24 protein-coding genes are annotated in these 25,650 nt (G+C 72.2%); 14 read left to right on the forward strand and 10 right to left on the reverse strand.

What is annotated here, in order from left to right:
- Nucleotides 1-12 precede the first annotated feature (12 nt).
- On the forward strand, nucleotides 13-1,713 hold the full coding sequence (locus QSK30_RS18555) for a ribonuclease J (RefSeq protein ID WP_285504357.1): 1,701 nt from the start codon (nucleotides 13-15) through the stop codon (nucleotides 1,711-1,713).
- A 161-nt stretch (nucleotides 1,714-1,874) separates the two neighbouring features.
- Nucleotides 1,875-2,831 (forward strand): serine hydrolase, encoded by a 957-nt coding sequence (locus QSK30_RS18560; RefSeq protein ID WP_285504359.1) that lies wholly within the window; start codon nucleotides 1,875-1,877, stop codon nucleotides 2,829-2,831.
- 239 nt (nucleotides 2,832-3,070) lie between these two features.
- On the opposite strand, the gene QSK30_RS18565 is transcribed toward QSK30_RS18560, so the two are convergent.
- From QSK30_RS18565 to QSK30_RS18575, 3 genes are all read right to left on the reverse strand, one after another.
- Nucleotides 3,071-5,287 (reverse strand): SulP family inorganic anion transporter, encoded by a 2,217-nt coding sequence (locus QSK30_RS18565; RefSeq protein WP_285504360.1) that lies wholly within the window; start codon nucleotides 5,285-5,287, stop codon nucleotides 3,071-3,073.
- A 194-nt stretch (nucleotides 5,288-5,481) separates the two neighbouring features.
- A complete protein-coding gene (locus tag QSK30_RS18570) occupies nucleotides 5,482-6,450 on the reverse strand; it encodes an EamA family transporter (RefSeq protein ID WP_285504362.1) in 969 nt (322 codons plus the stop codon).
- Between the two features lie 143 nt (nucleotides 6,451-6,593).
- Nucleotides 6,594-7,433, reverse strand: a complete 840-nt coding sequence (locus QSK30_RS18575) for a lysophospholipid acyltransferase family protein (protein WP_285504364.1) — start codon at nucleotides 7,431-7,433, stop codon at nucleotides 6,594-6,596.
- Between the two features lie 88 nt (nucleotides 7,434-7,521).
- Here QSK30_RS18575 and QSK30_RS18580 point away from each other — a divergent pair, with 88 nt between their 5' ends.
- Nucleotides 7,522-9,963, forward strand: a complete 2,442-nt coding sequence (locus QSK30_RS18580; RefSeq protein ID WP_285504366.1) for an FtsK/SpoIIIE family DNA translocase — start codon at nucleotides 7,522-7,524, stop codon at nucleotides 9,961-9,963.
- A 126-nt stretch (nucleotides 9,964-10,089) separates the two neighbouring features.
- Nucleotides 10,090-10,521: a hypothetical protein gene (locus QSK30_RS18585; protein WP_285504368.1), complete on the forward strand. Its 432-nt coding sequence runs from the start codon at nucleotides 10,090-10,092 to the stop codon at nucleotides 10,519-10,521.
- A 55-nt stretch (nucleotides 10,522-10,576) separates the two neighbouring features.
- Here the strand turns inward: QSK30_RS18585 and QSK30_RS18590 are convergent, their stop codons facing one another.
- Together QSK30_RS18590 and QSK30_RS18595 are read right to left on the reverse strand one after the other, a co-directional pair.
- A complete protein-coding gene (locus QSK30_RS18590) occupies nucleotides 10,577-11,029 on the reverse strand; it encodes a phospholipase (protein ID WP_285504370.1) in 453 nt (150 codons plus the stop codon).
- A gap of 218 nt (nucleotides 11,030-11,247) precedes the next feature.
- Entirely contained in the window at nucleotides 11,248-11,742 is a 495-nt protein-coding gene (locus QSK30_RS18595; protein ID WP_285504372.1) for an amino-acid N-acetyltransferase, read from the reverse strand.
- 108 nt (nucleotides 11,743-11,850) lie between these two features.
- On the opposite strand from QSK30_RS18595, the gene QSK30_RS18600 reads away from it, so the two are divergent.
- Nucleotides 11,851-13,059: an acetyl-CoA C-acetyltransferase gene (locus QSK30_RS18600; protein ID WP_285504374.1), complete on the forward strand. Its 1,209-nt coding sequence runs from the start codon at nucleotides 11,851-11,853 to the stop codon at nucleotides 13,057-13,059.
- 431 nt (nucleotides 13,060-13,490) lie between these two features.
- On the opposite strand, the gene QSK30_RS18605 is transcribed toward QSK30_RS18600, so the two are convergent.
- Entirely contained in the window at nucleotides 13,491-13,832 is a 342-nt protein-coding gene (locus tag QSK30_RS18605) for an MmcQ/YjbR family DNA-binding protein (RefSeq protein ID WP_285504376.1), read from the reverse strand.
- Between the two features lie 80 nt (nucleotides 13,833-13,912).
- Between QSK30_RS18605 and rimO the strand changes: the two genes are divergently transcribed.
- From rimO to QSK30_RS18645, 8 genes are all read left to right on the forward strand, one after another.
- A complete protein-coding gene (gene rimO, locus QSK30_RS18610; protein ID WP_285504377.1) occupies nucleotides 13,913-15,364 on the forward strand; it encodes a 30S ribosomal protein S12 methylthiotransferase RimO in 1,452 nt (483 codons plus the stop codon).
- Nucleotides 15,361-16,095: a CDP-diacylglycerol--glycerol-3-phosphate 3-phosphatidyltransferase gene (gene pgsA, locus QSK30_RS18615; protein ID WP_285504378.1), complete on the forward strand. Its 735-nt coding sequence runs from the start codon at nucleotides 15,361-15,363 to the stop codon at nucleotides 16,093-16,095. The genes rimO and pgsA overlap by 4 nt, the downstream gene beginning before the upstream one ends.
- Before the next feature lie 14 nt (nucleotides 16,096-16,109).
- On the forward strand, nucleotides 16,110-16,613 hold the full coding sequence (locus QSK30_RS18620) for a CinA family protein (RefSeq protein WP_285504379.1): 504 nt from the start codon (nucleotides 16,110-16,112) through the stop codon (nucleotides 16,611-16,613).
- A 244-nt stretch (nucleotides 16,614-16,857) separates the two neighbouring features.
- Nucleotides 16,858-17,298: a helix-turn-helix domain-containing protein gene (locus QSK30_RS18625; RefSeq protein ID WP_285504381.1), complete on the forward strand. Its 441-nt coding sequence runs from the start codon at nucleotides 16,858-16,860 to the stop codon at nucleotides 17,296-17,298.
- A 301-nt stretch (nucleotides 17,299-17,599) separates the two neighbouring features.
- Nucleotides 17,600-18,442, forward strand: a complete 843-nt coding sequence (locus tag QSK30_RS18630) for a PspA/IM30 family protein (protein WP_285504382.1) — start codon at nucleotides 17,600-17,602, stop codon at nucleotides 18,440-18,442.
- A 12-nt stretch (nucleotides 18,443-18,454) separates the two neighbouring features.
- Complete coding sequence (gene pspM / locus QSK30_RS18635; protein ID WP_285504383.1) at nucleotides 18,455-19,234, forward strand: phage shock envelope stress response protein PspM; 780 nt, start codon at nucleotides 18,455-18,457, stop codon at nucleotides 19,232-19,234.
- Between the two features lie 285 nt (nucleotides 19,235-19,519).
- Nucleotides 19,520-19,741, forward strand: coding sequence for a hypothetical protein (locus QSK30_RS18640; RefSeq protein WP_285504384.1), 222 nt, complete (start codon nucleotides 19,520-19,522; stop codon nucleotides 19,739-19,741).
- 81 nt (nucleotides 19,742-19,822) lie between these two features.
- Nucleotides 19,823-21,193, forward strand: coding sequence for a uracil-xanthine permease family protein (locus QSK30_RS18645; protein ID WP_352231589.1), 1,371 nt, complete (start codon nucleotides 19,823-19,825; stop codon nucleotides 21,191-21,193).
- Here the strand turns inward: QSK30_RS18645 and QSK30_RS18650 are convergent.
- Nucleotides 21,168-22,211 (reverse strand): quinone-dependent dihydroorotate dehydrogenase, encoded by a 1,044-nt coding sequence (locus tag QSK30_RS18650; protein ID WP_285504385.1) that lies wholly within the window; start codon nucleotides 22,209-22,211, stop codon nucleotides 21,168-21,170. The two genes, QSK30_RS18645 and QSK30_RS18650, sit on opposite strands and share 26 nt — an antisense overlap.
- Before the next feature lie 43 nt (nucleotides 22,212-22,254).
- On the opposite strand from QSK30_RS18650, the gene QSK30_RS18655 reads away from it, so the two are divergent.
- The gene (locus QSK30_RS18655) at nucleotides 22,255-23,058 is read left to right on the forward strand and encodes a hypothetical protein (RefSeq protein ID WP_285504386.1); all 804 of its coding nucleotides are present in this window, start codon (nucleotides 22,255-22,257) and stop codon (nucleotides 23,056-23,058) included.
- A 529-nt stretch (nucleotides 23,059-23,587) separates the two neighbouring features.
- Here the strand turns inward: QSK30_RS18655 and QSK30_RS18660 are convergent.
- The 3 genes from QSK30_RS18660 to QSK30_RS18670 are packed head-to-tail and all read right to left on the reverse strand — an operon-like array spanning nucleotide 23,588 to nucleotide 25,627.
- A complete protein-coding gene (locus QSK30_RS18660) occupies nucleotides 23,588-23,941 on the reverse strand; it encodes a hypothetical protein (RefSeq protein ID WP_285504388.1) in 354 nt (117 codons plus the stop codon).
- A 47-nt stretch (nucleotides 23,942-23,988) separates the two neighbouring features.
- Nucleotides 23,989-24,783, reverse strand: a complete 795-nt coding sequence (locus QSK30_RS18665) for a DNA-formamidopyrimidine glycosylase family protein (RefSeq protein ID WP_285504389.1) — start codon at nucleotides 24,781-24,783, stop codon at nucleotides 23,989-23,991.
- A 4-nt stretch (nucleotides 24,784-24,787) separates the two neighbouring features.
- Nucleotides 24,788-25,627: a ParA family protein gene (locus QSK30_RS18670; protein WP_285504391.1), complete on the reverse strand. Its 840-nt coding sequence runs from the start codon at nucleotides 25,625-25,627 to the stop codon at nucleotides 24,788-24,790.
- Nucleotides 25,628-25,650: the final 23 nt, after the last annotated feature.

A 25,650-nucleotide genomic window follows, 5' to 3' on the forward strand; every position in this document is an offset into this window, starting at 1 on the left:
GACGGTGCACCTGTGACTCAGAACCCCTCGTCCGGCAAGTGGCCCACCAACGCGCCGCCCAAGCTGCCCGAGGGCGGCCTGCGGGTGTTCGCGCTGGGCGGCATCGGCGCGATCGGTCGCAACATGACCGTCTTCGAGTTCGCGGGCAGGCTGCTGATCGTCGACTGCGGCGTGCTCTTCCCCGAGGACCAGCAGCCCGGCGTCGACCTGATCCTGCCGGACTTCCGGCCGATCGAGGCCCGCCTGCACGAGATCGACGCGCTGGTGCTCACCCACGGCCACGAGGACCACATCGGCGCCGTGCCGTTCCTGCTGCGGCTGCGCCCCGACCTGCCCGTGGTGGGGTCCCGGTTCACCCTCGCGCTGGTCGCGGCCAAGTGCAAGGAGCACCGCCTCGACCCGAAGCTGCACGAGGTCAAGGAGGGCGAGAAGGTCTCCTACGGCGAGTTCGACTGCGAGTTCTTCGCCGTCAACCACTCCATCCCCGACGCCCTGGCGGTGGCCATCCGCACCCCGGCGGGCGTCGCCCTGCACACCGGCGACATCAAGCTCGACCAGCTCCCGCTCGACGGTCGGCTCACCGACCTCGCGGGCTTCTCCCGCCTCGGCGACGAGGGCGTGGACCTGTTCCTGGTCGACTCCACCAACGCCGAGGTCCCGGGCTTCGTCATCTCCGAGCGCGAGATCGGCCCGGTCCTCGACGGCGTCATCGACCGCGCGGGCCAGCGGGTGATCGTCGCCTGCTTCGCCAGCCACGTCCACCGGGTCCAGCAGGTCCTCGACGTAGCGGTCGCGCACGGCAGGCGGGTGGCCCTGGTCGGTCGTTCGATGGTCCGCAACATGGGCATCGCCGCAGACCTCGGCCTGCTCAACGTCCCGCCGGGCCTGCTGGTCAACCTCGACGAGGCCATGGGCATGGCCGAGGACCGGGTGCTGTTCGTCTCCACCGGCTCCCAGGGCGAGCCGCTGTCCGCGCTGTCGCGGATGGCCCGCGGCGAGCACCGCCAGATCTCCATCCGCCCGGGCGACACGGTCGTGCTGGCCAGCTCCCTCATCCCGGGCAACGAGAACGCCGTCTTCGGTGTCGTCAACGGCCTGGTCCGGCTCGGCGCGCACGTGGTCCACCAGGGCAACGCCAAGGTGCACGTCTCCGGCCACGCCCCGGCGGGCGAGCTGCTGTTCCTCTACAACGCCGTCCGCCCCAGCAACGTCATGCCGGTGCACGGCGAGTGGCGCCACCTGCGGGCCAACGCCGCGCTGGCGGTGCAGACCGGCGTCCCGGCCGACCACGTGGTCATCGCCGAGGACGGCGTCGTCGTCGACATGGTCGACGGCCGGGCCGCCATCTCGGGTCGGGTCGAGGTGGGCCACGTCTACGTCGACGGCCTCTCCGTGGGCGACGTCGGCGAGTCCACCCTGTCCGACCGGCTGGTCCTGGGCGAGGGCGGCTTCATCGCCATCACCATCGTCATCGACTCCACCACCGGCCGGGCGGTCTCCCCGCCGACGGTCTCCGGCCGCGGCTTCTCCGACGACCCCAAGGCCCTCGACGACGTGGTGTCCCTGGTCGAGATGGAGCTGAGCCACACCGAGTCCGAGGGCATCACCGACACCCACCGCATCGCCCAGTCGGTCCGCCGCGTGGTCGGCCGGTGGGTGGCCGACACCTACCGCAGGCGCCCCATGATCGTCCCCACGGTCATCCCGGTCTGAGACACGAAGGCAGCTATGGGGCGGGTGCTGAACCGCACCCGCCCCCACCGCCGCCACCCGCACAGCACACCCGCGTCCCGTGGGCGCAGTTGTGCGTAACGGGTACACGGCACCTCCGCCCCCGCGATACTTGGCCACCAAGATCACTGGGAGGACGAGCCATGACACTCACCCGCCGCACCGCCATCGGCCTGGGCGCAGCAGCCACCATCGCGGCCGCGACAGCGACCCCGGCGGCCGCAGCCCCCGCGGCGGCGACGCCTGAGCACACCATCCGCCACGCTTACCGCAAGCAGACCCGCAAAGCGGGCGGTACCTGGCAAGCCCTCATCACCCAGCCCGCGGGCACCATCGTCGAGGAGCACGCCGACGACCTGGTCGAGGCCTACAGCGTCAACAAGATCGCCGTGGCCACCGCCGTGCTCGACAAGATCGACCGAGGACTGCTCACCCGCACCCATCGCGTGGAACTGACCCAGGACATCGTCAGCCCCACCGGTGACGGCATCATCCCGCTGGACGGCGCCTACCCGAGCAGCTTCACCCTCGGCCACGTGCTGGCCCTGCTGCTGACCGTCTCCGACGACACCGCCGTCCGCCTCTGCGGCCTGGTCTGCCCGGCCAAGGAACTCAATGAAATCCTTGTGGCGAAAGGCTTTCCGAACACGCAGGTGGTCCCGGTGGCCAACCCGAACCGCTTCTACCTCGGCAAGACCACCCCGCGCGAGACGCACAGGCTGCTCAACTCCCTGGCAGCGGGCACTTTGCTCTCGCCGACCTCGAGCGCTTACCTGCTCAAGATCCTCCGCTCGCAGGCCGCGTTCACCGACGGCATCCGCCGCGACATGTCCTCGGCCGAGCGCTCCCAGGTGGCCACGAAGGCGGGCTGGTTCAACGACGGCCGCAACGAGGCCGGGTTGGTCTTCGACGCCGCCGACCAGCCGGTGCTGACCTACGCGCTGTTCTGCCAGGGTGCCGGGGACCCCAACGACTTCGGCGGCACCCACCCCGCCGTGGTGGCACGGGCGAACCTCGGCCGCACCATCCTCGACACCCTCGCCCCGACCACCGCGATGGCCCGGGTGGCCCCGGGCTACCAGCCATCGAACGGCGGCTGACCGGGTGTGGTGGCGGCGGGATCGCCGCCACCACACCGTTTCACGGCCTGCGTCGGGCGGAGGCCAGCAGCACCGCGAAGGTCGCGGCGGCCAGCTGACGCAGGAGGGCGTTGCGGGCCCTCCGTTGTTCTCTCCGGTCAAGCTGCATCGGGCACCTCCCTGGATCTGGTCCCCTTACATCGCCAGTTCCGGATGAAGTGTGACAGCGCTCACTCCGCATGGGGGCAAGACGACCGAATTCAGCCGGTCAGCGCCTCGTCGGCCATCGCCACGAACCGGTCGCCCTCGAGCATCAGCAGGGTGCCGGACGGGATGTCGAAGAACAGGCCCACCAACCGGACCCCGCTCGACTCGACCTCCGGGATGCCGCGCAGGGTCTCCAGCTGCACGGCCACGTTGACCATCGCCAGCTGGTCGACCTCGGACCACTCCTGCCCGGCCGCCCACGCGGCGATCGGGTGGCCCGCGCGCAGCGCCGCCATGCTCGGCTCGCCCCAGCGCAGCCACTGGCCGACCGGGTCGTCGCCGCGCCCGTCGAGCAGCGCGGCCATACCGCCGCAGCGGGAGTGCCCGCACACCACCAGGGTCGGCACCTCCAGCGCGCTCAGCGCGTACTGCACACCCGCCTGCACCGACTGGTCGCCGGGCTCGCGCGGGTCGGGCACCAGGTTGCCCACGTTGCGGATGGTGAACAGGTCACCCGGCCCGGACGCGGTGATCACGTTCGGCACGATGCGGGAGTCCGCGCAGGTGAGGAAGACCGCGTGCGGGCGCTGACCGCCCGCGAGGGCGCGCATGTGCGGGCGCAGCGCGGCGGCGCCCCGGCGGTGGTACTCGCGCGCACCGGTGACCAGCGGGTGCAGCGCGCTGTCGTGCCCGCGCTGGCGCGGGATGGCGGGCTCGGAGTCCTGCCAATGGGACCAGGGTGAGAACCACCGGGGCAGACCCCGTCGCGGCTCACCGATCTCGTCGACAATCACCGTCCCGCCCGTGTTCTCGTGCTGGCGCTGCCAGGCGGCCAGGTGCTCGTACGCGGCGTGGTCGAGGTAGTCGACGACCAGCTCCAGGTGCACCGCGCTGCCGTCGGGCACCTGCGCCAGCACGCGGGAAAGCCTTGGTACGGAAAGGAAGCTGAGCGTCCCCTCGACGATCACCGCGCAGTGCGGCCTGCCCTCGGGGTCGGTGTCGGTGCTCTCGGCGACCCGGACCCGAGCCCACACGACGCGGCGCATCATCCCCAGCAGCGCCACCGCCAGGCCGATCAGCACGCCCTCGAGCAGGTTCAGCAGCACCACGCCCGCCACGGTGATCACGTACACGTGCAGCTCGCCGTGCGTGCGCGCGGCCGCGATGTCCTCGCGCCGCACCAGCTTGACCCCGATGACGATCAGCAGCCCGGCCAGCGCGGCCAGCGGCACCTGCTCGACCAGGCTGACCAGCAGCACGGTGAACAGCAGCACCCACACCCCGTGCAGCACAGCCGACACCCGCGTCCGGGCACCCGCGCGCACGTTCGTGGAGCTGCGCACGATCACCCCGGTGACCGGTAGCCCGCCGAGCAGGCCGGTGGCGATGTTGGCGCTGCCCTGCCCGATCAGCTCCCGGTTGAGGTCGCTGCGGTGCCCCTCGCGCAGCTTGTCCACCGAGACCGCCGAGAGCAGGCTCTCCACGCTGGCGATGATCGCCATCGTCACGACGCCGACGCCGAAGGCGAACCACTGCCCGTCGGGCAGCTGGGGCAGCTGGATGGCGGAGAACGGCGCGTCCGGCAGCGCCACCCGGGCCACGTCCAGCGCGGCGAGGCTGCCGACCACGGTGACCAGCACGATCGCGACCAGCGGCGCGGGCACCGGCCGCAGCCGGGCGGGCACCCACTTCCAGGACAGCATCAGCCCGATCACCACCAGCCCGAGCAGGGCGGCGGGCAGGTCCAGCGACAGGACCGTGCCGGGCAGGGTGCGCACGTTCTCCCAGGCGGTGGTCCCCGCCGCGCCGCCCAGGAGGACGTGCAGCTGGCCGAGGACGATGGTCACGCCGATGCCCGCGAGCATGGCGTGCACGACGGTGGGGGAGATGGCGAGCGCGGCGCGGCCGACCCGGCAGGCGCCGAGCACCAGCTGCAGGACTCCCGCGAGGACGGTGATCGCGCAGGTGACGGCCCAGCCGAACTGGGTGACCAGCCCGGCCACGACCACGGTCAGACCGGCGGCGGGGCCGCTGACCTGGAGGGGGGACCCGCCGAGGGCCCCGGCGACGACACCACCGACCACGGCGGCGATGAGGCCCGCCAGGACGGGCGCGCCGGAGGCGGCGGCGATGCCGAGGGAGAGCGGGATGGCGACGAGGAAGACGACGAGCGAGGCGGAGAGGTCGTGCCGGGCGTCCCGGCGGAGCCAGGCGCGCACGCGCAGGTGTGGTGGCGCGTGCGCGGGGCCGTTGGTGCGGACAGCACCCATGGGGAACCTCCAGGTGTCGTTTGGGTGAACCGATGCGACATCGCACGGAAACGGACAGGATGAGCACATGGTGACCGATCGACCACGATGTGTCGCGTCCGCTGTGTAAACGACTCTTTACCTTTCACGGTTCCGGTAACGGCGTGACAACGACCACATTCACTCGACCGTGTGATTGTCGAGTGATGGAGGTCTCATTCGGTGGGCATTGGTTCGGCTGGTGTGACAGGCGCCCGGGCGGCCAGCTGCACCAGCAGCGCCCCGGACAGCAGGACCGCCATCCCGACCAGCTGGGCCGCGGTGAGCGTCTCGCGCAGCAGCAGCCAGGCCAGCAGGGTCGCCACGACCGGCTCGGAGAGCGCCAGCACACTGGCCACTGTGGACGGTAGGTCGCGCAGGGAAGTGGTGCTCAGCGCGTAGGCCAGCGCCGTGCTGACCAGTGCCACGGTCACCAGCAGCGTCCACACGGGAAGGTGCCACGGGCCGAACTCGGCGGCCGCGCCGAGCCGGTCGAGCGGCAGCGACCACGGCGGCGCGACGACCGAGATGGCCACCGCGCCCACCACCATGCCCCAGGTGACCATCCCGATCGGGTGTTGCTCGCCCGCACCCCGTTCGCCGATGAGGTAGTAGCCCGCCGAGCAGAGCGCGGCGCCCATCCCGGCCAGCACGCCGACGGCGTCGAGCCGCAGCCCGTCCCACACCTGCGCCACCAGGGTCAGGCCGACCAGCGCCAGCGCGGTGCCCGCCCACGACAGGGCGGGCAGCCGGACGTGCCGCACGAACCGCACCCAGAGCGCGACCAGGGCGGGTGAGGTGTACTCCAGCAGCATCGCCACCCCGACCGGCAGCCGGGAGACGGCCAGGAAGAACAGCAGTTGCACGGCCCCGACGCCGACCAGGCCGTAGGCGACGATCACCCGCCAGTTCTCCCGGCGCACCCGCAGCAGTCCGGGTCGGAAGATCGCGACGACGACGAGCAGGGCCACCGCGGCGATCACCGCCCGCGCCGCCGCCACCTGCTGCGGCGCGAACCCGGCTTGCATGGCGGGCTTGGCCAGCGGCCCCGAACTCGCGAACGCCACCGAGGCCAGCAGGATGAACACCGTGCCCCGGGTGCGGTGTCCCCGGGTGGTAACCGGCGTAGCGAGTTCAGTAGTCACGGGAGCAGCGTCGTCCTTCGTCCATGGCAGGGCAATGGACGGATGTTAGGACGTTTTACTGACGAGTTCTAACGCGTTGACCAGCGGTTTTGGTTCGACCACGCACGGTGGCGATCAACGCGGCGAACTGGGACGGCTCGGGGCTACCTGGGCCGCCACGGGCTGACCGAGTCGCACGGGCGGGTCGGGTCGTGGAAGCGCGGCTCGTCCGGCTCGTCCGCGCGCAGGCGCACCAGGTTCGTCGTGATCTGCTGCATGATCCGGGTGTGCGCCCGCATGGCGTCGCCCGGCTTCCCCGAGGTGAGCCCGCTCAGGTCCACCGGTCCGCCGAAGTGCACCTTGAACACCGGCCGCGCGCGCACCGCGCGGAAGAACGAGGTCACCAGCGGCTTCGCGTCGCTGAGGCCGTTCACCGTCTCGGTGCCCCAGCACACCGCCTCGTGCGCGCCCCACTGGCTGATCGTCAAAACCGGGACGTCGCCGTGCAGCGCCATCCGCGCGGCGCCGGTCTTGCCGCGCTCGGGCCAGAGCCGGGGATCGCGGCTGACACGCCCCTCGGGGTAGAGCAGCAGCGGCACCCGGGCCGTCTTCAGCGACTCGGTCGCGCGGTCGAACGCCTCGGCGATGTTGGCCTTGCCCCGGTCCACCCGCAGGTGGCCGCTGCGGCGCAGGAAGTACCCGAGCACCGGGGCGTCCAAGAGGCCCGCGGTGAGCATGAACCGCGGCAGGAAGCCCACCTGGTGGCAGGCGGCCATCAGGACGAACGGGTCGAACATGCCGATGTGGTTCGCCGCGACCAGCACCGGCTTGCCGCGCAGCTCCTCGGGGAACGAGCCGGAGACCTCGACGCGGCCGACCGAGCGGACCAGCGCGCGGTCGATGACGTTCATCGCCCGCCACACCCTCGGCGTGTCCGGTGCGGTGCCGTTGCGGCGTGTCGGCTCGTCCGCGTGGTCGCGCAGGGCAAACATGGTGGTGAGCATGACATGCCCCAGGTCGGACGGACCTGCCAGGTCTGTGACCGCGGTGACCGCTGGGGCGGGAGGGACAGGGCCGACTACCGTGTGGTCTATGGCGAGCCGGACGACGACCCCCAAGAACGCGGGCAAGCCGGGGCGCAAGCCCGCCACCCGCCCGCCTGCCAAGCGCCCGGCCGCCCGCAAGGCCCCCGCCGCCCGCAAGCCGCCGCCCCCGCCGGAGAAGAGCGTCATCTCGGCCGCCTGGGGCCTGCTGGCCAAGGGCGCGGGCTCGCTCGCCCGGGCCATCGGGCGCACCAAGGAGCTCGACCCCGCGCACCGCCGCGACGGCTACGGCTTCGCCCTGGTCGCGCTCGGGGTGATCCTCGGCGCCGCCGTCTGGTGGCACGCCGCGGGCCGGGTCGGCGGCTGGCTGGAGGACGGCGTGCGCACCGTCTTCGGCGCGATGACCGTGGCGATGCCGCTGCTGCTGCTCGTGCTCGGCGTCGTGCTGATGCGCTCGGACCCCCAGCCGGAGAAGCGACCCAGGCTCGTCGTCGGCTCCGGCCTGATGTTCCTGGCCCTGCTGGGCGTGCTGCACGTGTTCGCGGGCCTGCCCGAGGACAACCACGGCCGGATGTTCGCGGGCGGTGCCCTCGGCTTCGTCTCCGGCGGCCTGCTCGCCAAGGGCGTCACCGCCTGGGTAGCGCTGCCGGTCCTGGTCCTGGTGCTCGGTTTCGGCGTGCTGGTGTTCACCGGTACCCGGATCCGCGACGTGCCGAACCGGCTGCGCGAGTGGGGCCTGGACCCCGAGGACCGGGAGGACGACCAGCTCGAGTTCGAGCCGGAGCTGGTGGAGCCGCCGCTCAAGCCGCGCAAGGCCCCGCGCCGCAGGCAGGCGGCCTCCGCCGAGGACGGCGCCGCCGAGCAGCCGCCGCTCCCGCTCGACGAGCCGCCCGTCAAGCCCGCCAGGGCCCGGCCGCCGGTGCAGGTCAAGGAGACCCCGCAGGTCAGCGAGCCCAAGCCGGACCCGGAGACGATCACCGTCACCCGGGTGGTGGACGGCGACTACCGGCTGCCCGACCCGAACCTGCTGGTCGTGGGCGACGCGCCCAAGGCGCGCAGCAAGGCCAACGACACCATGATCGAGGCCATCTCCGGGGTGCTCGACCAGTTCTCCATCGACGCCCAGGTCACCGGCTTCACCCGCGGTCCGACGGTCACCCGCTACGAGGTCGAGCTCGGCCCCGGGGTCAAGGTCGAGAAGATCACCGCGCTGACCAAGAACATCGCCTACGCGGTGGCCACCGACAACGTCCGGCTGCTGGCCCCCATCCCGGGCAAGTCCGCGGTCGGCATCGAGGTGCCCAACGCCGACCGCGAGATGGTCCGCCTCGGCGACGTGCTGCGCTCCACGACCGCGCTCAAGGACACCCACCCGATGGTGGTCGGCCTGGGCAAGGACATCGAGGGCCACATGATCACCGCGAACCTGGCCAAGATGCCGCACCTGCTCTGCGCGGGCTCCACCGGCTCCGGCAAGTCCAGCTTCGTCAACTCGATGCTGGTCTCGCTGCTGGCCCGGGCCACCCCCGACGAGGTCCGGATGATCCTGATCGACCCGAAGATGGTCGAGCTGACGCCCTACGAGGGCATCCCGCACCTGATCACGCCCATCATCACCCAGCCCAAGAAGGCCGCCGCCGCGCTGACCTGGCTGGTCGAGGAGATGGAGCAGCGCTACCAGGACATGCAGGTCAACCGGGTCCGGCACATCGACGACTTCAACAAGAAGGTGCGCTCCGGCGACATCACCGCGCCGCCCGGCAGCGAGCGCGAGTACCGGCCCTACCCCTACATCCTGGCCATCGTCGACGAGCTGGCCGACCTGATGATGACCGCGCCGCGCGACGTCGAGGACGCCATCGTCCGGATCACCCAGAAGGCCCGCGCGGCGGGCATCCACCTGGTGCTGGCCACCCAGCGCCCGTCGGTCGACGTGGTCACCGGCCTGATCAAGACCAACGTCCCGTCCCGGCTGGCCTTCGCGACCTCCTCGCTCACCGACTCCCGGGTCATCCTCGACCAGCCCGGCGCGGAGAAGCTGATCGGCATGGGCGACGGCCTCTACCTGCCGATGGGCGCCTCCAAGCCGGTGCGCGTGCAGGGCGCCTACGTCAGCGACGAGGAGATCGCCGAGATCGTGGCGTTCACCAAGGAGCAGGCGCAGCCGGACTACACCGACGGGGTCACCGCGGCCAAGCCGGGCGAGCAGAAGGACATCGACCCCGACATCGGCGACGACCTGGACCTGCTGCTGCAGGCGACCGAGCTGATCGTCACCTCGCAGTTCGGCTCCACCTCGATGCTGCAGCGCAAGCTGCGGGTCGGCTTCGCCAAGGCCGGGCGGCTGATGGACCTGCTGGAGACCCGCGGCGTGGTCGGCCCCACCGAGGGCTCCAAGGCCCGCGACGTGCTGATCAAGCCCGACGAGCTGGAGAACGTCCTGTGGACGATGCGCGGCGGCGCCGCGGCCGAACCGGACGACGAGGACTGAGCGACGAGGACTGAGCGGCCACCCTGGGCGAAACCCGCCCGGAATGGGTACTCCCACCACGGGCCGGGGCGCGTGCAACCGAGGGCCGCGCGGGTTCCGTCTTAGGGGTGAGCTGAGGGAGTGGCGATGAGCACGAGTGTGATCACCAGGGTGCTGCTGGCGGCGGCCGCGTTGTCGATGCTGGCCGCGTGTGGCAAGGCCGAGCCGACGGCGTCGCCGGGTGGCACCGGACCCGCGACGCCCGAGCCGAGCGTCCAGGTCGGACCGGCGCTGGGCGCGGAGTTCGACCTGGAGCGGGGCAAGACCACCACGATGTCGGGCTCCGACGTGGCGGTGGCCTTCCGCGAGGTGACCCAGGACAGCCGGTGCAAGCCCGGTCAGACCTGCGTGTGGGAGGGCGACGCGACCGTCGCGCTCACCGTGGCCGGATCCCCGGTCGAGGTCCACACGAACAAGCAGTTCCCGGTCGAGGCCGTCGCGGGCGGCTACAAGGTGCAGTTGGTCAAGCTCGACTGGGACGGCGTCGTGGCGACGCTGACCGTGACGAAGTCGGCCTGACCGCGGGCGGTCCGGGGCCGGGGCGCGGCAGCGCGCCCCGGCCCCGGGGCGCGCGCTAGCTGTTGCCGAACTGGCGCACGGCCGCGTAGTAGACGTCGGCGGTGCGGTTGCAGGACCAGTTGCCCGCGCAGATCGTGTACAGGTCGGACTTGAAGTTGTTGTCGATCTGCAGCCGGGTGGTCTCGTTGAACCGCGCCTGCTTCTTGTAGTTGCGGTAGCCGAAGTCGTGCCGGTAGCACGCCTTGACGAAGTTGAAGCCGAACGGGTTGTCCGGGGAGTTCGAACAGCCGTCGGAGGACCAGTCGAGCTGGTTGGCGTAGGGCCGCGCGGCGCGGGTCGACTGGAACGTGTTCAGGCTCTGGCTGAACAGGTAGCTGTCGGTCGTGGAGCGCAGCTGGGTCGGGTTCAGGTCCGCGGCCGCGACACCGGCCCCGGCCACGAGCGCGGCGGTGGCGGCGATCGAGGTGACGGCGCCGCGGGCGAACCTGCGCAGGGTTGAGGTCGGCACGGGAGAACTCCCTTGGGAAGGCCCACCACGGACGGGGCCGGTGTCCCCATTACGCCCGGTGGCCGGGCGCCAGGACACCACCGTTCGAGCGAACGGTTGGTGAAACCCCGTCCACGCAACGGTTTGCGCCCCCTAGGGCGGCCACTGTCAACCCCGGACCCGCGCCGCGGCACCCCTGTGTTCCACTGTGGACAGTGCGGTTCGGCGGCGCGGTTGGGCTAGAGCTTGAGCAGCATCCGGGAGTTGCCCAGGGTGTTGGGCTTGACGTACTCCAGGTCGAGGAACTCGGCCACGCCCTCGTCCATCGAGCGGCGCATCTCGGCGTAGACCTCCGGGCTCACCGGGGTGCCGTCGATCTCGACGAAGCCGTGCCGGGCGAAGAACGCCGTCTCGAAGGTCAGCACGAAGATCCGCGCCAGCCCCAGCTCGCGCGCCACCGCCACCAGCTGGTCGGCCAGCGCGTGCCCGACCCCCGTCCCGCGGGCGCGGGGGGCCACCGCGATCGTGCGGATCTCGGCGATGTCCTCCCACAGCACGTGCAGCGCCCCGCAGCCGACGATCTCGCCGTCGAGCTCGGCCACCCAGAACTCCTGGATGTCCTCGTACAGGGTCACCAGCGCCTTGGCGAGCAGTACCTTGCCGACGTAGGTGTCGATCACGGCCTTCATCGCCCGGACATCGGCCGTCCGGGCCCGGCGTACCAGCGGTTCCACAGTCCTGGAACTTAGCGCCCCCCGGCCGTGCGGGTGTGACGGCGGGCCGCGGGGCAGAATCGGTTCGAGCGCCGAGACGACGAAGCGCCCACGCGACGAAGGAGCGCCATGCGCGAGGCAGTCATCTGCGAGCCGGTCCGCACCCCGGTGGGCCGCTTCGGCGGCGTGTTCACCGCGGTCCCGGTGACCACCCTCGCCGCCGCGGTCATCCGCGCGGTGGTCGCGCGCACCGGCATCGACCCGGCCGTCGTCGAGGACGTCGTGTTCGGACAGTGCCACCCCAACGGCGAGGCGCCCGCGCTCGGCCGGGTCGCCGCGCTCGACGCGGGCCTGCCGGTCAGCGTCCCCGGGGTGCAGGTCGACCGCCGCTGCGGCTCCGGCCTGCAGGCCGTCATCGACGCCGCGATGCGCGTGCAGACCGGTGCGAACGACGTGGTCATCGCAGGCGGCGCGGAGAACATGAGCCAGGTGGAGTTCTACTCCGCGGCCATGCGCTGGGGCGTCAAGGGCACCGGCGTCGAGCTGCGCGACCGGCTCGCCCGCGCCCGCACCACCGCGGGCGGGGTGAACTACCCGGTCGAGGGCGGCATGGTCGAGACCGCCGAGAACCTGCGCCGCGAGTACGGCATCGGGCGCGCCGAGCAGGACGAGCTCTCGGTCCGCTCGCACCAGCGCGCGGTCGCGGCGATCGAGGCGGGCCGGTTCGCCGACGAGATCGTCCCGATCACCGTGCCGGGCAAGTCGGAGGTCGTGGTCGACCGGGACGAGCACCCGCGGCCGGACGCCAACCTGGACGCGCTGGCCAAGCTCAAGCCAATCATGGGCAGGCAGGACCCGGAGGCCACGGTCACGGCGGGCAACGCCAGCGGCCAGAACGACGGCGCCGCGGCCTGCCTGGTGACCACACCGGAGAAGGCGGCCGAACTGGGGCTGCGGCCGTTGGCGCGGCTGGTGAGCTGGGCGGTGGCGGGGGTGGGTCCCGCGACGATGGGGGTCGGGCCGGTGCCCGCTACCGCGCGCGCTTTGTCCCGGGCCGGGCTGACCTTGGCCGAGGTGGACCTGATCGAGCTGAACGAGGCCTTCGCGGCTCAGGTGCTCGCGGTCTCCCGTGAGTGGGGGCTTTCGGCTGGTGACTGGGACCGGGTCAACGTGAACGGGTCCGGGATCTCGTTGGGGCATCCGCTAGGGGCCACTGGGGGGCGGATCCTGGCCACTTTGCTGCGTGAGATGGATCGTCGGGGGGCGCGGTTCGGGCTGGAGACGATGTGCATCGGTGGGGGGCAGGGGTTGGCGGCTGTGTTCGAGCGGGTTGGTTGATCGCGGGGGCTTGCTGCGCTGAGTTGCTACCCGGGGGTTCCCTGTGGGCTTTTGCTACCCGGCGGTCCCTGCTTCCCCTACGCCAAGTGTGACTACGGGCTGAGGGGGTGTGTCAAGGCGGGAAAGATGCCTTGACACACCCCCTCAGCCCGTGTTTGGGCTGCGTATGGGATGCAGGGGGCGGGGTGGTCAGCGGGGTGGGTTGGGTGGCCGGGCTGGGGTTGTGGGGGTGGTTGGGCAGGGCGGGGTCTCGTCGGTGGGGGAGTTGGGGGATTGGGCTGCGGGCTGGGGGCTGGGGGCTGGGCGGCCAAGGTGGGGCCGGGCTGCAGTAGGTGGTGAGGGGACTGGACTGGGGACCGGTCAGATGCGGGGGCGGTGCACTGGTGGCTGGAAGCTGGTGGGTGGGTAGCCAGTCGCCGGAGAAGTGGCTGTTAGCTCGCGTCTAGCTCGTCTCGTAGCTTCTGCGGTGCCCGGGCTCGCCAAGCGTCCAGGAGGACGTCGGCGAGGCTGTCGGGGTCCAAGGTGTTCAGCCTGACCAGCACCGAGGCGTAGCCGTCGTAGTGCGGGGTGGTGAAGTAGCGGTCCGGGTCCTCGGCGATCAGTGCCAGCTTCTCCGACTCGTCGGCGCAGAAGGCGACCAGGGTCTCGCCGTCCTCCTTGATCCGGGCGAAGAGCTTGTCCCGGACGCGGAAGCCCGGTGTGCCGTAAGAGCGCTTCTCGGTCGTGCCCGGCAGGGCCAGTGCTGCTGTTCGGACGTCGTCCTCGGTCACCATGGGGTCATCTTCGGCCGGCTCGGGTGAGCCCACCAGCGCTCGGGTCCAACCGCCGGACACCTGGCGGTTACCCTTTGACCGTGCCTTCCCCGACGTCCAGCCCGTCCAGCTCCCGCCGTGTCGCCATGCTCACGCTCGGCTGCGCCCGCAACGAGGTCGACTCCGAGGAGCTGGCGGGCAGGTTGTCCGGCGGCGGTTGGGAGCTGGTCGACCTCGACCAGGCCGCGCCCGACGTGATCGTGGTCAACACCTGCGGGTTCGTCGAGTCGGCCAAGAAGGACTCGGTGGACATGCTGTTGGCGGCGGCCGACACCGGGGCCAAGGTCGTCGCGGTGGGGTGCATGGCGGAGCGGTACGGCGCGGAGCTGGCCGAGAGCCTGCCCGAGGCGAGCGCGGTGCTCGGCTTCGACCACTACCCCGACCTGGCCGAGCGGCTCGGCGAGGTGGTCGCGGGGGCGACCATCGCCTCGCACGTGCCGGTCGACCGGCGCACGCTGCTGCCGATCTCCCCGGTCGAGCGGCGCGACACCGACGTCACCGTCCCGGGCCACGCCTGGGGGCCCACCGTGGCCCGCAAGCGGCTCGACGACGGACCGGTGGCCTCGCTCAAGATCGCTTCGGGGTGTGACCGGCGCTGCTCGTTCTGCGCCATCCCGTCCTTCCGGGGCTCGTTCGTCTCCCGGCACCCCGACGAGATCGTCGCCGAGGGGGTCTGGCTGGCGGGGCAGGGCGCCCGCGAGGTGGTGCTGGTCAGCGAGAACTCCACCTCCTACGGCAAGGACCTCGGCCGCGAGCACGCGGGCCAGGGCGCGCTGGAGGCGGTGATCACCCGGCTGGCGGCCATCCCGGGGATCGACCGGGTCCGCGTGTCCTACCTGCAGCCCGCCGAGACCCGCCCCAACCTGGTGCGCGCGATCGCCACCACCCCGGGGGTGGCCGACTACTTCGACATGTCCTTCCAGCACGCCAGCGAGCCGGTGCTGCGCCGGATGCGGCGGTTCGGCAACACCGAGTCCTTCCTCGGGCTGGTCGAGCAGATCCGGGCGCACTCGCCCGGCGCGGGCATCCGGAGCAACGTGATCGTCGGGTTCCCGGGCGAGACCGAGGACGACGTCGACGAGCTCGCCCGCTTCCTGACCGGCGCCAAGCTCGACGCGGTCGGGGTGTTCGGCTACTCCGACGAGGACGGCACCGAGGCCGAGGGCCTCGACGGCAAGCTCGACGCCGACACCATCGGCGCCCGGGTCGCCCGGATCTCCCAGCTCGCCGAGGAGCTCACCGCCCAGCGCGCCGAGGACCGGATCGGTTCGGAGGTGGTGGTGCTGGTCGAGCGCGCCGAGTCCGAGGACGAGGACTGCGTCGGCCGCGCCGCCCACCAGGCGCCCGAGGTCGACGGGGAGTGCGTGGTCCTCGACGGCGAGAAGTACGAGGTCGGTGACTTGGTACGGGCCCGGGTGGTCGACACCGAGGGTGTCGACCTGGTCGTCGAGGCCATCGAGGTGCTGCCCCGCGTGGAACCGGGGTCGCAATGAGCTCGGCGGCGACCGGTGGACCCGGTGAGACCGTCGGCGACGAGGGCTGCGTCCCGGCCCCGGCCACCGGCGAGCTGCCACCGGTGCGCGCGGTGCCCGCCCAGGCCACCGCGCACCCCCAGGCCGCCGTGGAACCCGGTCACCCGGTCCTGCCGGAGCCGACCGAGGTGCCGCTGCTGAACGTGGCGAACCTGCTCACCCTGTCCCGCCTGGTCCTGGTCCCGGTCTTCCTGGCCGCGCTGTTCGCCGGGGACGGCACCGACACCACGTGGCGGCTGATCGCGTTCGCGGTGTTCGCGGTCGCCTCGATCACCGACCACGTGGACGGGTGGCTGGCCCGCAAGCACGGCCTGATCACCGATTTCGGCAAGATCGTCGACCCGATCGCGGACAAGGCGCTCACCGGTGCCGCCCTGGTCGGGCTGAGCGTGCTCGGCGAGCTGCCCTGGTGGATCACGCTGGTGATCGCCGCCCGCGAGGTCGGGGTGACCCTGCTGCGGTTCTGGGTCATCCGGCACGGGGTGATCCCGGCCAGCCGCGGCGGCAAGCTCAAGACCCTCACCCAGGTCTTCGCCATCGGCCTGTTCCTGCTGCCGCTGCCCTCGTGGCTCACGCCGTTCTCCTGGACGATGATGGGCGCGGCCGTGGTGCTCACCGTGGTCACCGGCGTGGACTACGTGATCCGCGCCATCCGGCTGCGTGCCCGGGGCCTGCGCGCCGTCCCCCAGTGACTGCAGAGCCCCTCGTGAGCGGTTTGCTCACCGGGTTGCCCGCCGAGCAGCTCACCGCCGTGGTCGCGGCCCTGCGCGCACGAGGCGAGACCGTCGCTACCGCCGAGTCCCTGACCGCTGGTCTCCTCACCGCCGCCCTCACGAGCGTCCCCGGCTCCAGTGCCGTCGTGCGCGGGGGAGTGGTCGTCTACGCCACCGAGCTCAAGACCAGCCTGGCAGGCGTACCCGAGACCCTCTTGGCCGAGCGAGGTCCGGTAGACGCCGAAGTTGCCGTAGCGTTGGCCGAGGGCGCCCGTGACCGTTGCGGCGCGTCCATCGGGATCGGACTGACCGGCGTCGCGGGTCCTGATCCACAGGACGGTAAGCCGGTCGGCACTGTCTACGTCGCCTTGGCCGGTCCACGGGGAGTCCGGTCGGTAGCGTTGACGGAGCCCGGTAGCCGCGAGTCGGTTCGGGCGGGCGCGGTGCGTGCGGCCCTTCAGCTGCTCGCCCACGACCTGGGTACGCTCGACGGGTGAGCCCGATGTCACCGTCAGTACCCGAGTGCGCGTACCGCGCGCGGGTCGGGTGCGGTGCGTACCGGGAACATCCCGCCAGTCCCACTCGTTCGCTCTTGGCGGATTACCCGGGAAGTCGCTGCGCCGTGTCAGTGCCTCTCGGTAACGTTGTCACTGTGACGGCCACGCGCGGTCCCCGCTCAGGCTCCTGCTCTCGGGCGGGAGCGGCGCGCGGACCGGCCCCGTCGAGGAAGGGAGGTGCGCGATGACCGTGCTGTTGCGCGAGGCGATCGGTGATCGGCTCCGACACGCCCGCACCAACCAGCAGCGCACGCTGCGCGAGGTCTCCCGTTCGGCCCGGGTCAGCCTGGGCTACCTCTCCGAGGTCGAACGCGGGCGCAAGGAGGCCTCCAGCGAGCTTCTGGCCGCGATCTGCGACGCCCTGGAGCTGCCGCTCTCCGAGCTGCTCTACCACGTCGCCTCCGACATCGGCGCGCTCACCTCGGTGGAGAGCGTGGTCCCCGACCCGGTCGAGGCCGCCGACGGCAGGCGCGAGCCCGCCCCGCGCGCCGGGGTCGAGGGCGGCAGGCTGGTGCCCGCGGTGGTCGGGGAGAACCTGGCCGACCTGCGCATCCAGCCGGTGCTGACGCACCGCATCGACACCACCCTCAAGACCACCAGGGCGGGCGCGGTGTTCGCCGCCTGACCTGCTCGGCGCCCAGTTCGCACGGTCCGGTCGCCCGGGGTCATGTCCGCATGGCCCCGGGCGGTCGCGCGTCCGGGCACCGCGCCAAGCTGACCGGGGTCCGGGATGACCCCGAAGGGCGGTCCGGTTCCTCAGGGCCGATATCGGAGTGATCCCTGATTTCTGCCGGGTCCGGTGGAACAGCGCGGACGCACCTGACACGATGGAACCCACAGCGGTGCCGGGGCGTTGCCGTTTCGTCGGTGTGCGTGGCAGCGATGGGTCCAGTGACCGGCACAGGGAAAGAAGGCAGGCGGAGGAGATGGCCAACCCGTTCGTGAAGTTCTGGAAGTACCTGATGGCGTCGTTCTCGTCGAAGATCGACGAGCACGCCGACCCCAAGGTGCAGATCCAGCAGGCCATCGAGGAGGCCCAGCGCCAGCACCAGGCCCTCTCGCAGCAGGCCGCCGCGGTGATCGGCAACCAGCGCCAGCTCGAGATGAAGCTCAACCGCCAGCTCGGCGACGTGGAGAAGCTGCAGGCCTCCGCCCGCCAGGCGCTGGTGCTCGCCGACGAGGCCCGGGCCAAGGGTGACGAGCAGAAGGCCACCCAGTTCGAGAACGCCGCGAGCAGCTTCGCCACCCAGCTGGTCACCGCCGAGCAGGGCATCGAAGACCTCAAGACGCTGCACGACCAGGCGCTGCAGGCCGCGGGCCAGGCCAAGCAGGCCGTCGAGCGCAACGCGATGGTGCTGCAGAACAAGCTGGCCGAGCGCACCAAGCTGCTCAGCCAGCTCGAGCAGGCCAAGATGCAGGAGCAGGTCTCCCGCTCGCTCAACCAGATGAGCGAGCTGGCCGCGCCGGGCAACACCCCCTCGCTGGAGGAGGTCCGCGACAAGATCGAGAAGCGGTACACCACCGCGCTCGGGTCCGCGGAGCTGGCGCAGAACTCGGTGCAGGGCCGGATGATGGAGGTCCAGGTCTCCACCACCGAGCTCGCCGGCCGGTCCCGGCTCGACCAGATCCGCGCCTCGATGGGCGGCGGCCAGGTCGCGGGCCAGGTCACCAGCGGCGCCACCCCGGCGGCCGCGCCGAGCAACATCCAGGCCGAGATCCAGCAGCGGGTGGCCAAGGAACAGCAGGCCAACCCCCAGGCGGGCGCGTAGAAGCAGGCAGCGATGGGGCCGCGGCGGCACGAGCTGATCAAGATCGGCGGTGAGCTGGTCACCCAGCACCTCCGCGGTCCCTACGCCGAACAGGTGCGCAACGCCCTGTCCGGCTGGCGCGACCCGCGCGCCAAGGCGCTGCGCCGCAGGCGCAAGGCGGTCCGGCGCACCAAGCTGTGGGCGGGCACCGGCGTCACCACCGGCGCGGGCGCGGTGGTGGTCGACGTCGCCGTGGCCAACCCCGGCGGGGGCGTCGCTGTCCTGATCGGCGCGGCCGTGGTCTCCGGGGTCGCCGCCATCTCCTCCGGCGTCAGCACGTGGCGGCTGCACCGCGAGCCGCTGCCCGAGCCGGTCGCCGCCCCGGTCGCGCTGCCCGGCCGCGGGTCGGCCGCCCGGGAGCCGATGCGCAGGCTCACCGAGGCCGAGGACACCCTGCGCGAGGCCCTCACCCAGCTCTCCCGCGCGGCCCTGGTGCCGCCGGACGCGGTCACCGAGGCCCGGGAGACCGGTGCCGAGGCCGCCACCGCGCTGCGCGCCGTCGCGGCCCGTCTGCAGGTCGTGGAGCGGGCCCGCGAGCACGCCCCGCCGCTGGAGCGCGGCCACCTCACCGAGAGCGTCCGGCGGCTGGCCGCCCAGGTCGACGAGGGCCTCGACGGCTACGGCGCCCTGGTCGCCGCCGCCGCGCACGCGCTGGCCGCCAGTTCCACCGCGGCACCGACGCACGCCCTCACCGACGCGACCGACCGCCTGGCCGCGCTCGCCTCGGCCCTGCGCGACCTGACCCAGCCCTGACCAGCATTGACCGGCGTCGACCCAGCACGGACCGGTGCCGACCCGGCGCTGATCCCGCGCTGACCTGGCGCTGACCCCACTGTGACCCGGCGCTGACCGTGGGCCGCCATCCGGCTAAATCCCGGTACCGGCAGTAGCGTTGCGGGATCCCCGGCCGACACATCTGGCATCCGTCCTGTCCGGCGGTCATTCACCCGTCCGTGACCGAGTTCACGGCCGAAGGCGCGTCATGAGCACGCAACGTAGACGTGTCTCCGGTGACAGAGCCCGCGAGAGGAGCACGCGATGGACGACGTGACCACCTGCAGTCACCTCCGCCAGGTTGTAACCGCCCGGGTCGCCGCGATGGCCGACTACGAGGACGAGTTCTGGGCCATCGCCGACGGCTGCGGGGTCGACCGCGCCCGGGCGGGCCACATGCTCGACATCGCCGTCGACTGGATCGGCGCGGGCCGCGCCGAGTCGGCCGACCCGTACGCGCTCGCCCTTTCCTGGATGCCCAGCTGACCTCGGTCACCCGAGGTGACGGTTTCGCCCCGCCGGCGCGCCGGAGGCGGCAACCACTAGGGCATCCGTGTGAACATCACGGTGTCGTATCGACTGATCGACTACGTGCTGTGGCACCATGCACGGCAGCAAGCCGGGGCTCACGGGCGGGTGGAGGCGGCGTTGACGTTGTGGTCCGTGCACGGCGACGGCCGCCGTGTCCGCGACGGCGCGGTCGTCGCCCCGAACGAGCGGCTGAGCTGGCCGTTGACGATCGGGCTCGGCGTCCAGCACGTGGCCGCGATGTTCAGCGCCACGGTGCTCGTGCCCACCCTCACGCACTTCCCGGTCAGCACCACGCTGCTGTTCTCCGGGGTGGGCACACTGCTCTTCCTGGTGATCACCCGCAACCGGATCCCCAGCTACCTCGGCTCCTCGTTCGCCTTCATCGCCCCGCTGACCGCCGCGGCCAACTACGGCATGGCCACCCAGCTGGGCGCGGTGCTGGTGGCCGGGCTGCTGCTGATGGGCGTGGGCGTGGCGGTCAAGGCGCTGGGGGTGCGGCTGCTGGAGTCGGTCATGCCGCCGGTGGTCACCGGCGCGGTGATCGTGCTGGTCGGGCTGAACCTGGCGCCGACGGCCACCCGGTCCTTCGCCGCGCAGCCGCTGATCGCGCTGCTCACCCTGTCGGTGATCGTCTTCTGCGCGGTCGTCCCGCACGGGCTGCTGTCCCGGGTGTCGGTGCTCGCCGGGATCGCCGTCGGCTGGCTGGTCGCGGCCCTGGCGGGCGTGCTCGACCAGAGCAGGCTCGCCGCGCTGGGCAACGCCGCCTGGTTCGGGCTGCCGGAGTTCCACGCCCCGGTCGTGCGGCCCACGGTGATCCTGCTGGTCATCCCGGTGGTGATCGTGCTGGTCGCGGAGAACGTCGGGCACGTCAAGGCGGTCGCCGCGATCACCGGCCGCGACCTCGACGGCAGCGTGGGCGACTCGCTGATCGCCGACGGCCTGGCCACCGCGCTGGCGGGCTCGGGCGGCGGCTCGGGCACCACGACCTACGCGGAGAACATCGGCGTTATGGCCGCCACCCGGGTGTACTCCACCGCCGCCTACGCCGTGGCCGGGATCACCGCGGTGGTGCTGTCGCTGTGCCCGAAGTTCGGTGCCCTGGTCAACACCATCCCCGACGGCGTCCTGGGCGGTGCCACGATCCTGCTCTACGGCATGATCGCGCTGGTCGGCGTGCGGATCTGGCTGGCCGACCGGGTCGACTTCGGCGACCCGGTGAACCTCACCGTGGTGGCCGTGGCGATCGTCGCCGGGGTGGGCGACCTCAAGATCGCCATCGGCGGGATGACCGTCGGCGGTATCGCCTGGGGCTCGATGACCGTGGTGGTGCTCTACCCGCTGCTGCGCTGGGTGCGGCTGCGCCGCGACGGCGGCGGCGAGGTCACCGGGCGGCGACCGCGCGGTTGATCCGGCGCACCAGCGGCGGGCCCTCGAAGACGAAGCCGGTGTAGAGCTGGACCAGGCTCGCGCCCGCGTCGAGCATCCGCAGCGCCCCGTCCGCGTCGAAGATCCCGCCGACGCCGATGATCGGCAGCCTGCCACCGGTCTCCTTGGCCACGAACGCCACCACGTCCCGGGCCCGGTCGGCCAGCGGCCGCCCGCTGAGCCCGCCCGCCTCGGCACCGGTGGCGGTGTCGGCGGCGGCCAGGCCGTCGCGACCGAGCGTGGTGTTGGTGGCGATCACGCCCGCGACCTGGTGGTCGGCGCACACCTGGAGCACCTCCGCGATCGCCCGGTCGGTCAGGTCCGGGGCGATCTTGACCAGCAGCGGCCGGGGCGGGCCGCCGCCCGCGAGGATCACCGACTCCCGGTGCAGCTCGCTGACCAGCGCGTCGAGCGCGGCGGCGTCCTGCAGGCCGCGCAGGCCCGGGGTGTTCGGCGAGCTGACGTTGATCGCGAAGTAGTCGCCGTGCGCGTAGAGCGCGCGCAGCGAGTGCCGGTAGTCGGCGACTGCCTCCTCGACCGGGGTGACCTTCGACTTGCCGATGCTGATGCCCAGCGGCACGCCGACCGGGCCCAGCCCGCGCAGCCGGGCCGCCAGCGCCTCCGCCCCGGCGTTGTTGAAGCCCATCCGGTTGATGATCGCCTCGCTCGCGGGCAGCCGGAACAGCCGCGGCGCCGGGTTGCCCGGCTGCGGGTGCCGGGTGACCGTGCCCACCTCGACGAAGCCGAAGCCCAGCGCGGGCCACGCGCGCAGCGCCCGGCCGTCCTTGTCCATCCCGGCCGCCAGCCCGACCACCCCGGGGAACGACACCCCGAACACCGTGTGCCGCTCGCGGGTGCCGAACACCCGGCGCAACCCGGACACCGCGGGACGAACCCGGGCGAGCCGGGTCAGCCCGGCCATGGTGCGCTCGTGGGCGACCTCGGGGTCACCCCCGCCGAGGGAGAACAGGGCACGCCGGAGGAGCTGCTTGTAGGCCACCGCGTCATCGTGTCACCCGCCCCGGTGGACCATGATGGACGGTGTGACCGACGCCGATGACCTGTACGGACTGCCCAGGGCGGACTTCATCGCCGCCCGCCGGGAGCTGGCCCGCCGGGTCCGCGACGCGGGCGACCGCGCGGCCGCGGCGGAGATCGAGAAGCTGCCCAAGCCGACCACCGCGGCCTGGCTGGTCAACCAGCTGGTGCGGGCGCACCCGGACGCGGTCGAGGACCTGCTGGCCCTGGGCACCCGGCTGCGCGACGCGCACGGCCGGGCGGCGGGTCCGGAGCTGCGGGAGCTGGGTCGGGAGCGCACCGAGCTGGTCCGCTCGCTGGTGAAGCTCTCCGGTACCGGCCTGAGCGAGGCGATCACCCGCGAGCTGGAGGACATGTTCGGCACCGCCGTCGCCGACGAGGCGGCGGGGGAGACGCTGCGGGCGGGCAGGTTGGCCACCGCCAAGGACCTGCGGGTCGAGCAGACGTGGCCGGGGCTGACGCTGGCGCCCTCGCCGCCCACCGCCCGTGAACCCGCCCGGCAGGCCACGAAGCCCAAGCCGGGTGGCGCCGCGGACCGCAGGCGCAAGGCACTGGCCGAGGCGAAGGCGGCGGTGAAGGACGCCGAGTCCGACCGGGCCGACGCCGACCGGGCGGTCCGCGCGGCCGAGGACGGGGTGGCGGCGGCGGAGCAGCGGGTCCGCGAGCTCAACGCCGAACTGGACGCTGCCGAACACGCCGAGCTAGACGCCCGCAGACAGCTCCAAGCGGCCCGTCGCGACGCGAAGGCGGCCGAGCGCACAGCAGGAATGACTTGGCGGCGGCTGCAGCAGGTGGAGGCGGCGGACTGAGACCCGCGGCCGTCGAGCGGTGGATCAGCCCGGCGGGTCGTCTGCCCGGGCCTGGACAGGAGACAGCCCTCGGGCGCGCTCCCGGTTTCCGACAAGGTGGCGGACCGGGCCCGGGGCGGACTGGTTCCCGGGTGCCCGAGGGCTGGGTGACTGCCCGGTATTCGCCGACCACACGCCCGCGCCAACGGCACCGGAACTGCCGGTGTCAGCCGTGTGCGCCAGGCCGGCTGCCATCTCGATGGATGGGGTGGTCCTAGCGGACAGCCACCTCACGAGTCCTGTGCGAAATCACCGTTGGACCACCTCCTCTCTCGTGTACTGACGAACTTAGGCGCTTCCCGGCGAGCCGACAACGGGATTTTCGCGGCGGTCCGGAGGGTGCTGCTAGGGTGATCAACCACATACTCCCCGTGTGTGAATATCACTCACTGGTCGGACCGCGAGGGGTCTCTACGGTGCGGACACTGCTCGACCGACCCGGCCGGGTGGCGGTAGGCGTGGTCGTCGGTTCGGTCGCCGCCGCCCTGTTCTACGAGGGGTTGGCGAGTGCGCCCGCGCCGGACTTACCCGGCGCCAGACCTGCCGCCGAGGCGGTGCCCGTGCCCGCCCCGGCGGCCGAGACCGACACCGGTCGAGTGGTCCAAGTCGGGACTGTGGTGCGCTCGGTCCCGTCCACGCCGGGTGGCAGTGGCGCCACCGACACCACCGCGGTCACGACCGATCGGTCGAGCAACGCCGCCGTGAGCACGACCGAGCCACCGCCGACGACGGTGTCGACCACCACCGCGGATCCGGTGCCGCCCACGACCACCATCACCACGACGGTGCCGCCGGTCATCACCACCACCACCACCACGACGACCACGAGGCGCACCACGACCACGCGCCCGCACTGCGGTCTGATCTTCTGCTAGCCGGCCCGGTCACCCGCTACGCCGCCGGGCCCGGTTGGCAGTGCGGGCAGAAGTAGGCGACCCGCTCGTGCACGTCCGAACCCTGGACGCCCGCGACGACCCGGCCCCCGCAGCGCAGGCAGCCGCCGCGCCGCCGCCCGTACACCCACAGCTGCCGGTCCTTCGCCTGTTCCCCGGTGGTGTTCCGGTCGACGCTCATCTTGTTGTGGTCCAGCAGCTTCCGGCTCAGCTCCACCGCGAGTCGAGCGTCCACACCGGACACCGGGGTCCACGGCGACACGCCGAGCAGGTAGCAGATCTCGGCCTTGTACACGTTGCCCACCCCCGCCATCACCCGTTGGTCCAGCAGGGCCAAGCCGATCTCCCGCTCCGGTTCAGCGGTCAGCCTGGCCACCGCCTCGTCCACATGCGACGGTCCCCAGGTCGGGTCGAGCAGGTCCGGTCCCAGGTGGGCGACCAGGCGGTCCTCCTCGTCGGTGGGCACCAGCGCCATCTCGTGCAGGTTGAACCCGATGGCCTGCTGCTCGGCGGTCACCAGCACCGCGCGCGCCTGGAACGCGGGTCGCCGCCAGCGCCCGCGCGCCGGGTACACCTGCCACGCGCCGTCCATGCCCAGGTGGTTGCGCAGCGACAGGTCGCGGTCGAACCGCACGAACAGGTGCTTGCCCACCGTGCGGACCCCGACCACCACCCGGCCGCTCAAGTCCACAGTGGACAACCGGGGGTGTCGGAGGTCGCCGCGCACCAGGGACTTCCCGGTCAGCACCGAGAGCGTGGCCGCGGTGCGGTAGACGGTGTCGCCCTCGGGCATCAGCTCACTCGCCCGAGGCCTCGTCGTCGGGCCAGGCGATCGCCTGGTGCCTGCCGTGCCCGCCGGTGCGCAGCACGCGCGCCAGCAGCAGGTTGAACGCCAGCGCCACCTCGCGCGCGCCCGGGGTGTGCCACTGGTGGATCGGCATGCACGCGCCCTGGGCCTGCTGCACCGCCAACCGGTCCGGCAGCGCGACCGGCATCACCAGCGACCCGAAGCTCTCCCGCAGCTCGGCGATGCGGAACTGGTGCTCGTAGGAGTGCGTGCGGACCTTGTTGACCACCACGCCCAGCGGCACCAGGTCCGGGTTGTGCTCGCGCCGGGTGTCCTCGACCGCCTCGAACGCCCGCTGCGCGCCGGACACCGCGTACAGCGTGGGCTCGGTCACCAGCAGCGCCCCCTGCGCGGCCACCAGCGCCGAGCGGGTGAGCCTGCCCAGCGACGGCGGGCAGTCCATCAGCACCAGCTGGTAGGGCAGCTCGCCCTCGGCCAGCAGCGAGCCCAGCTCGGCCAGCGCCCGGCCCAGCTTCTCCAACCTGCGCAGGCCCGGGTCCGGGTCGTTGAGCGACTCCAGCTCCTCGGAGCCGACCAGCACGTCGACCTCACCGCTCCACGCGCTCGGCGCGATCGCCGCGCGCAGCACCGCCGGGCGCGGGGTCTCCAGCACGTCGGCGAGGGTGGCCTCGGTCTCGGCCGGGTCCAGCGTGGCCGTGGCGTTGCACTGCGGGTCGAGGTCGACCACCAGCGTGCGCGCCCCCCGGCGCAGGGCGGCCGAGGCCAGACCGAGCACCACCGTGGTCTTCCCCACGCCACCCTTGAGGCTGAGCACCGCCACCGTTTGCACGACCTAGACCTTAGAGTCTCTAC

This window comes from Actinokineospora sp. NBRC 105648 (assembly GCF_030269645.1).
In the GTDB taxonomy this organism is placed as follows: domain Bacteria; phylum Actinomycetota; class Actinomycetes; order Mycobacteriales; family Pseudonocardiaceae; genus Actinokineospora.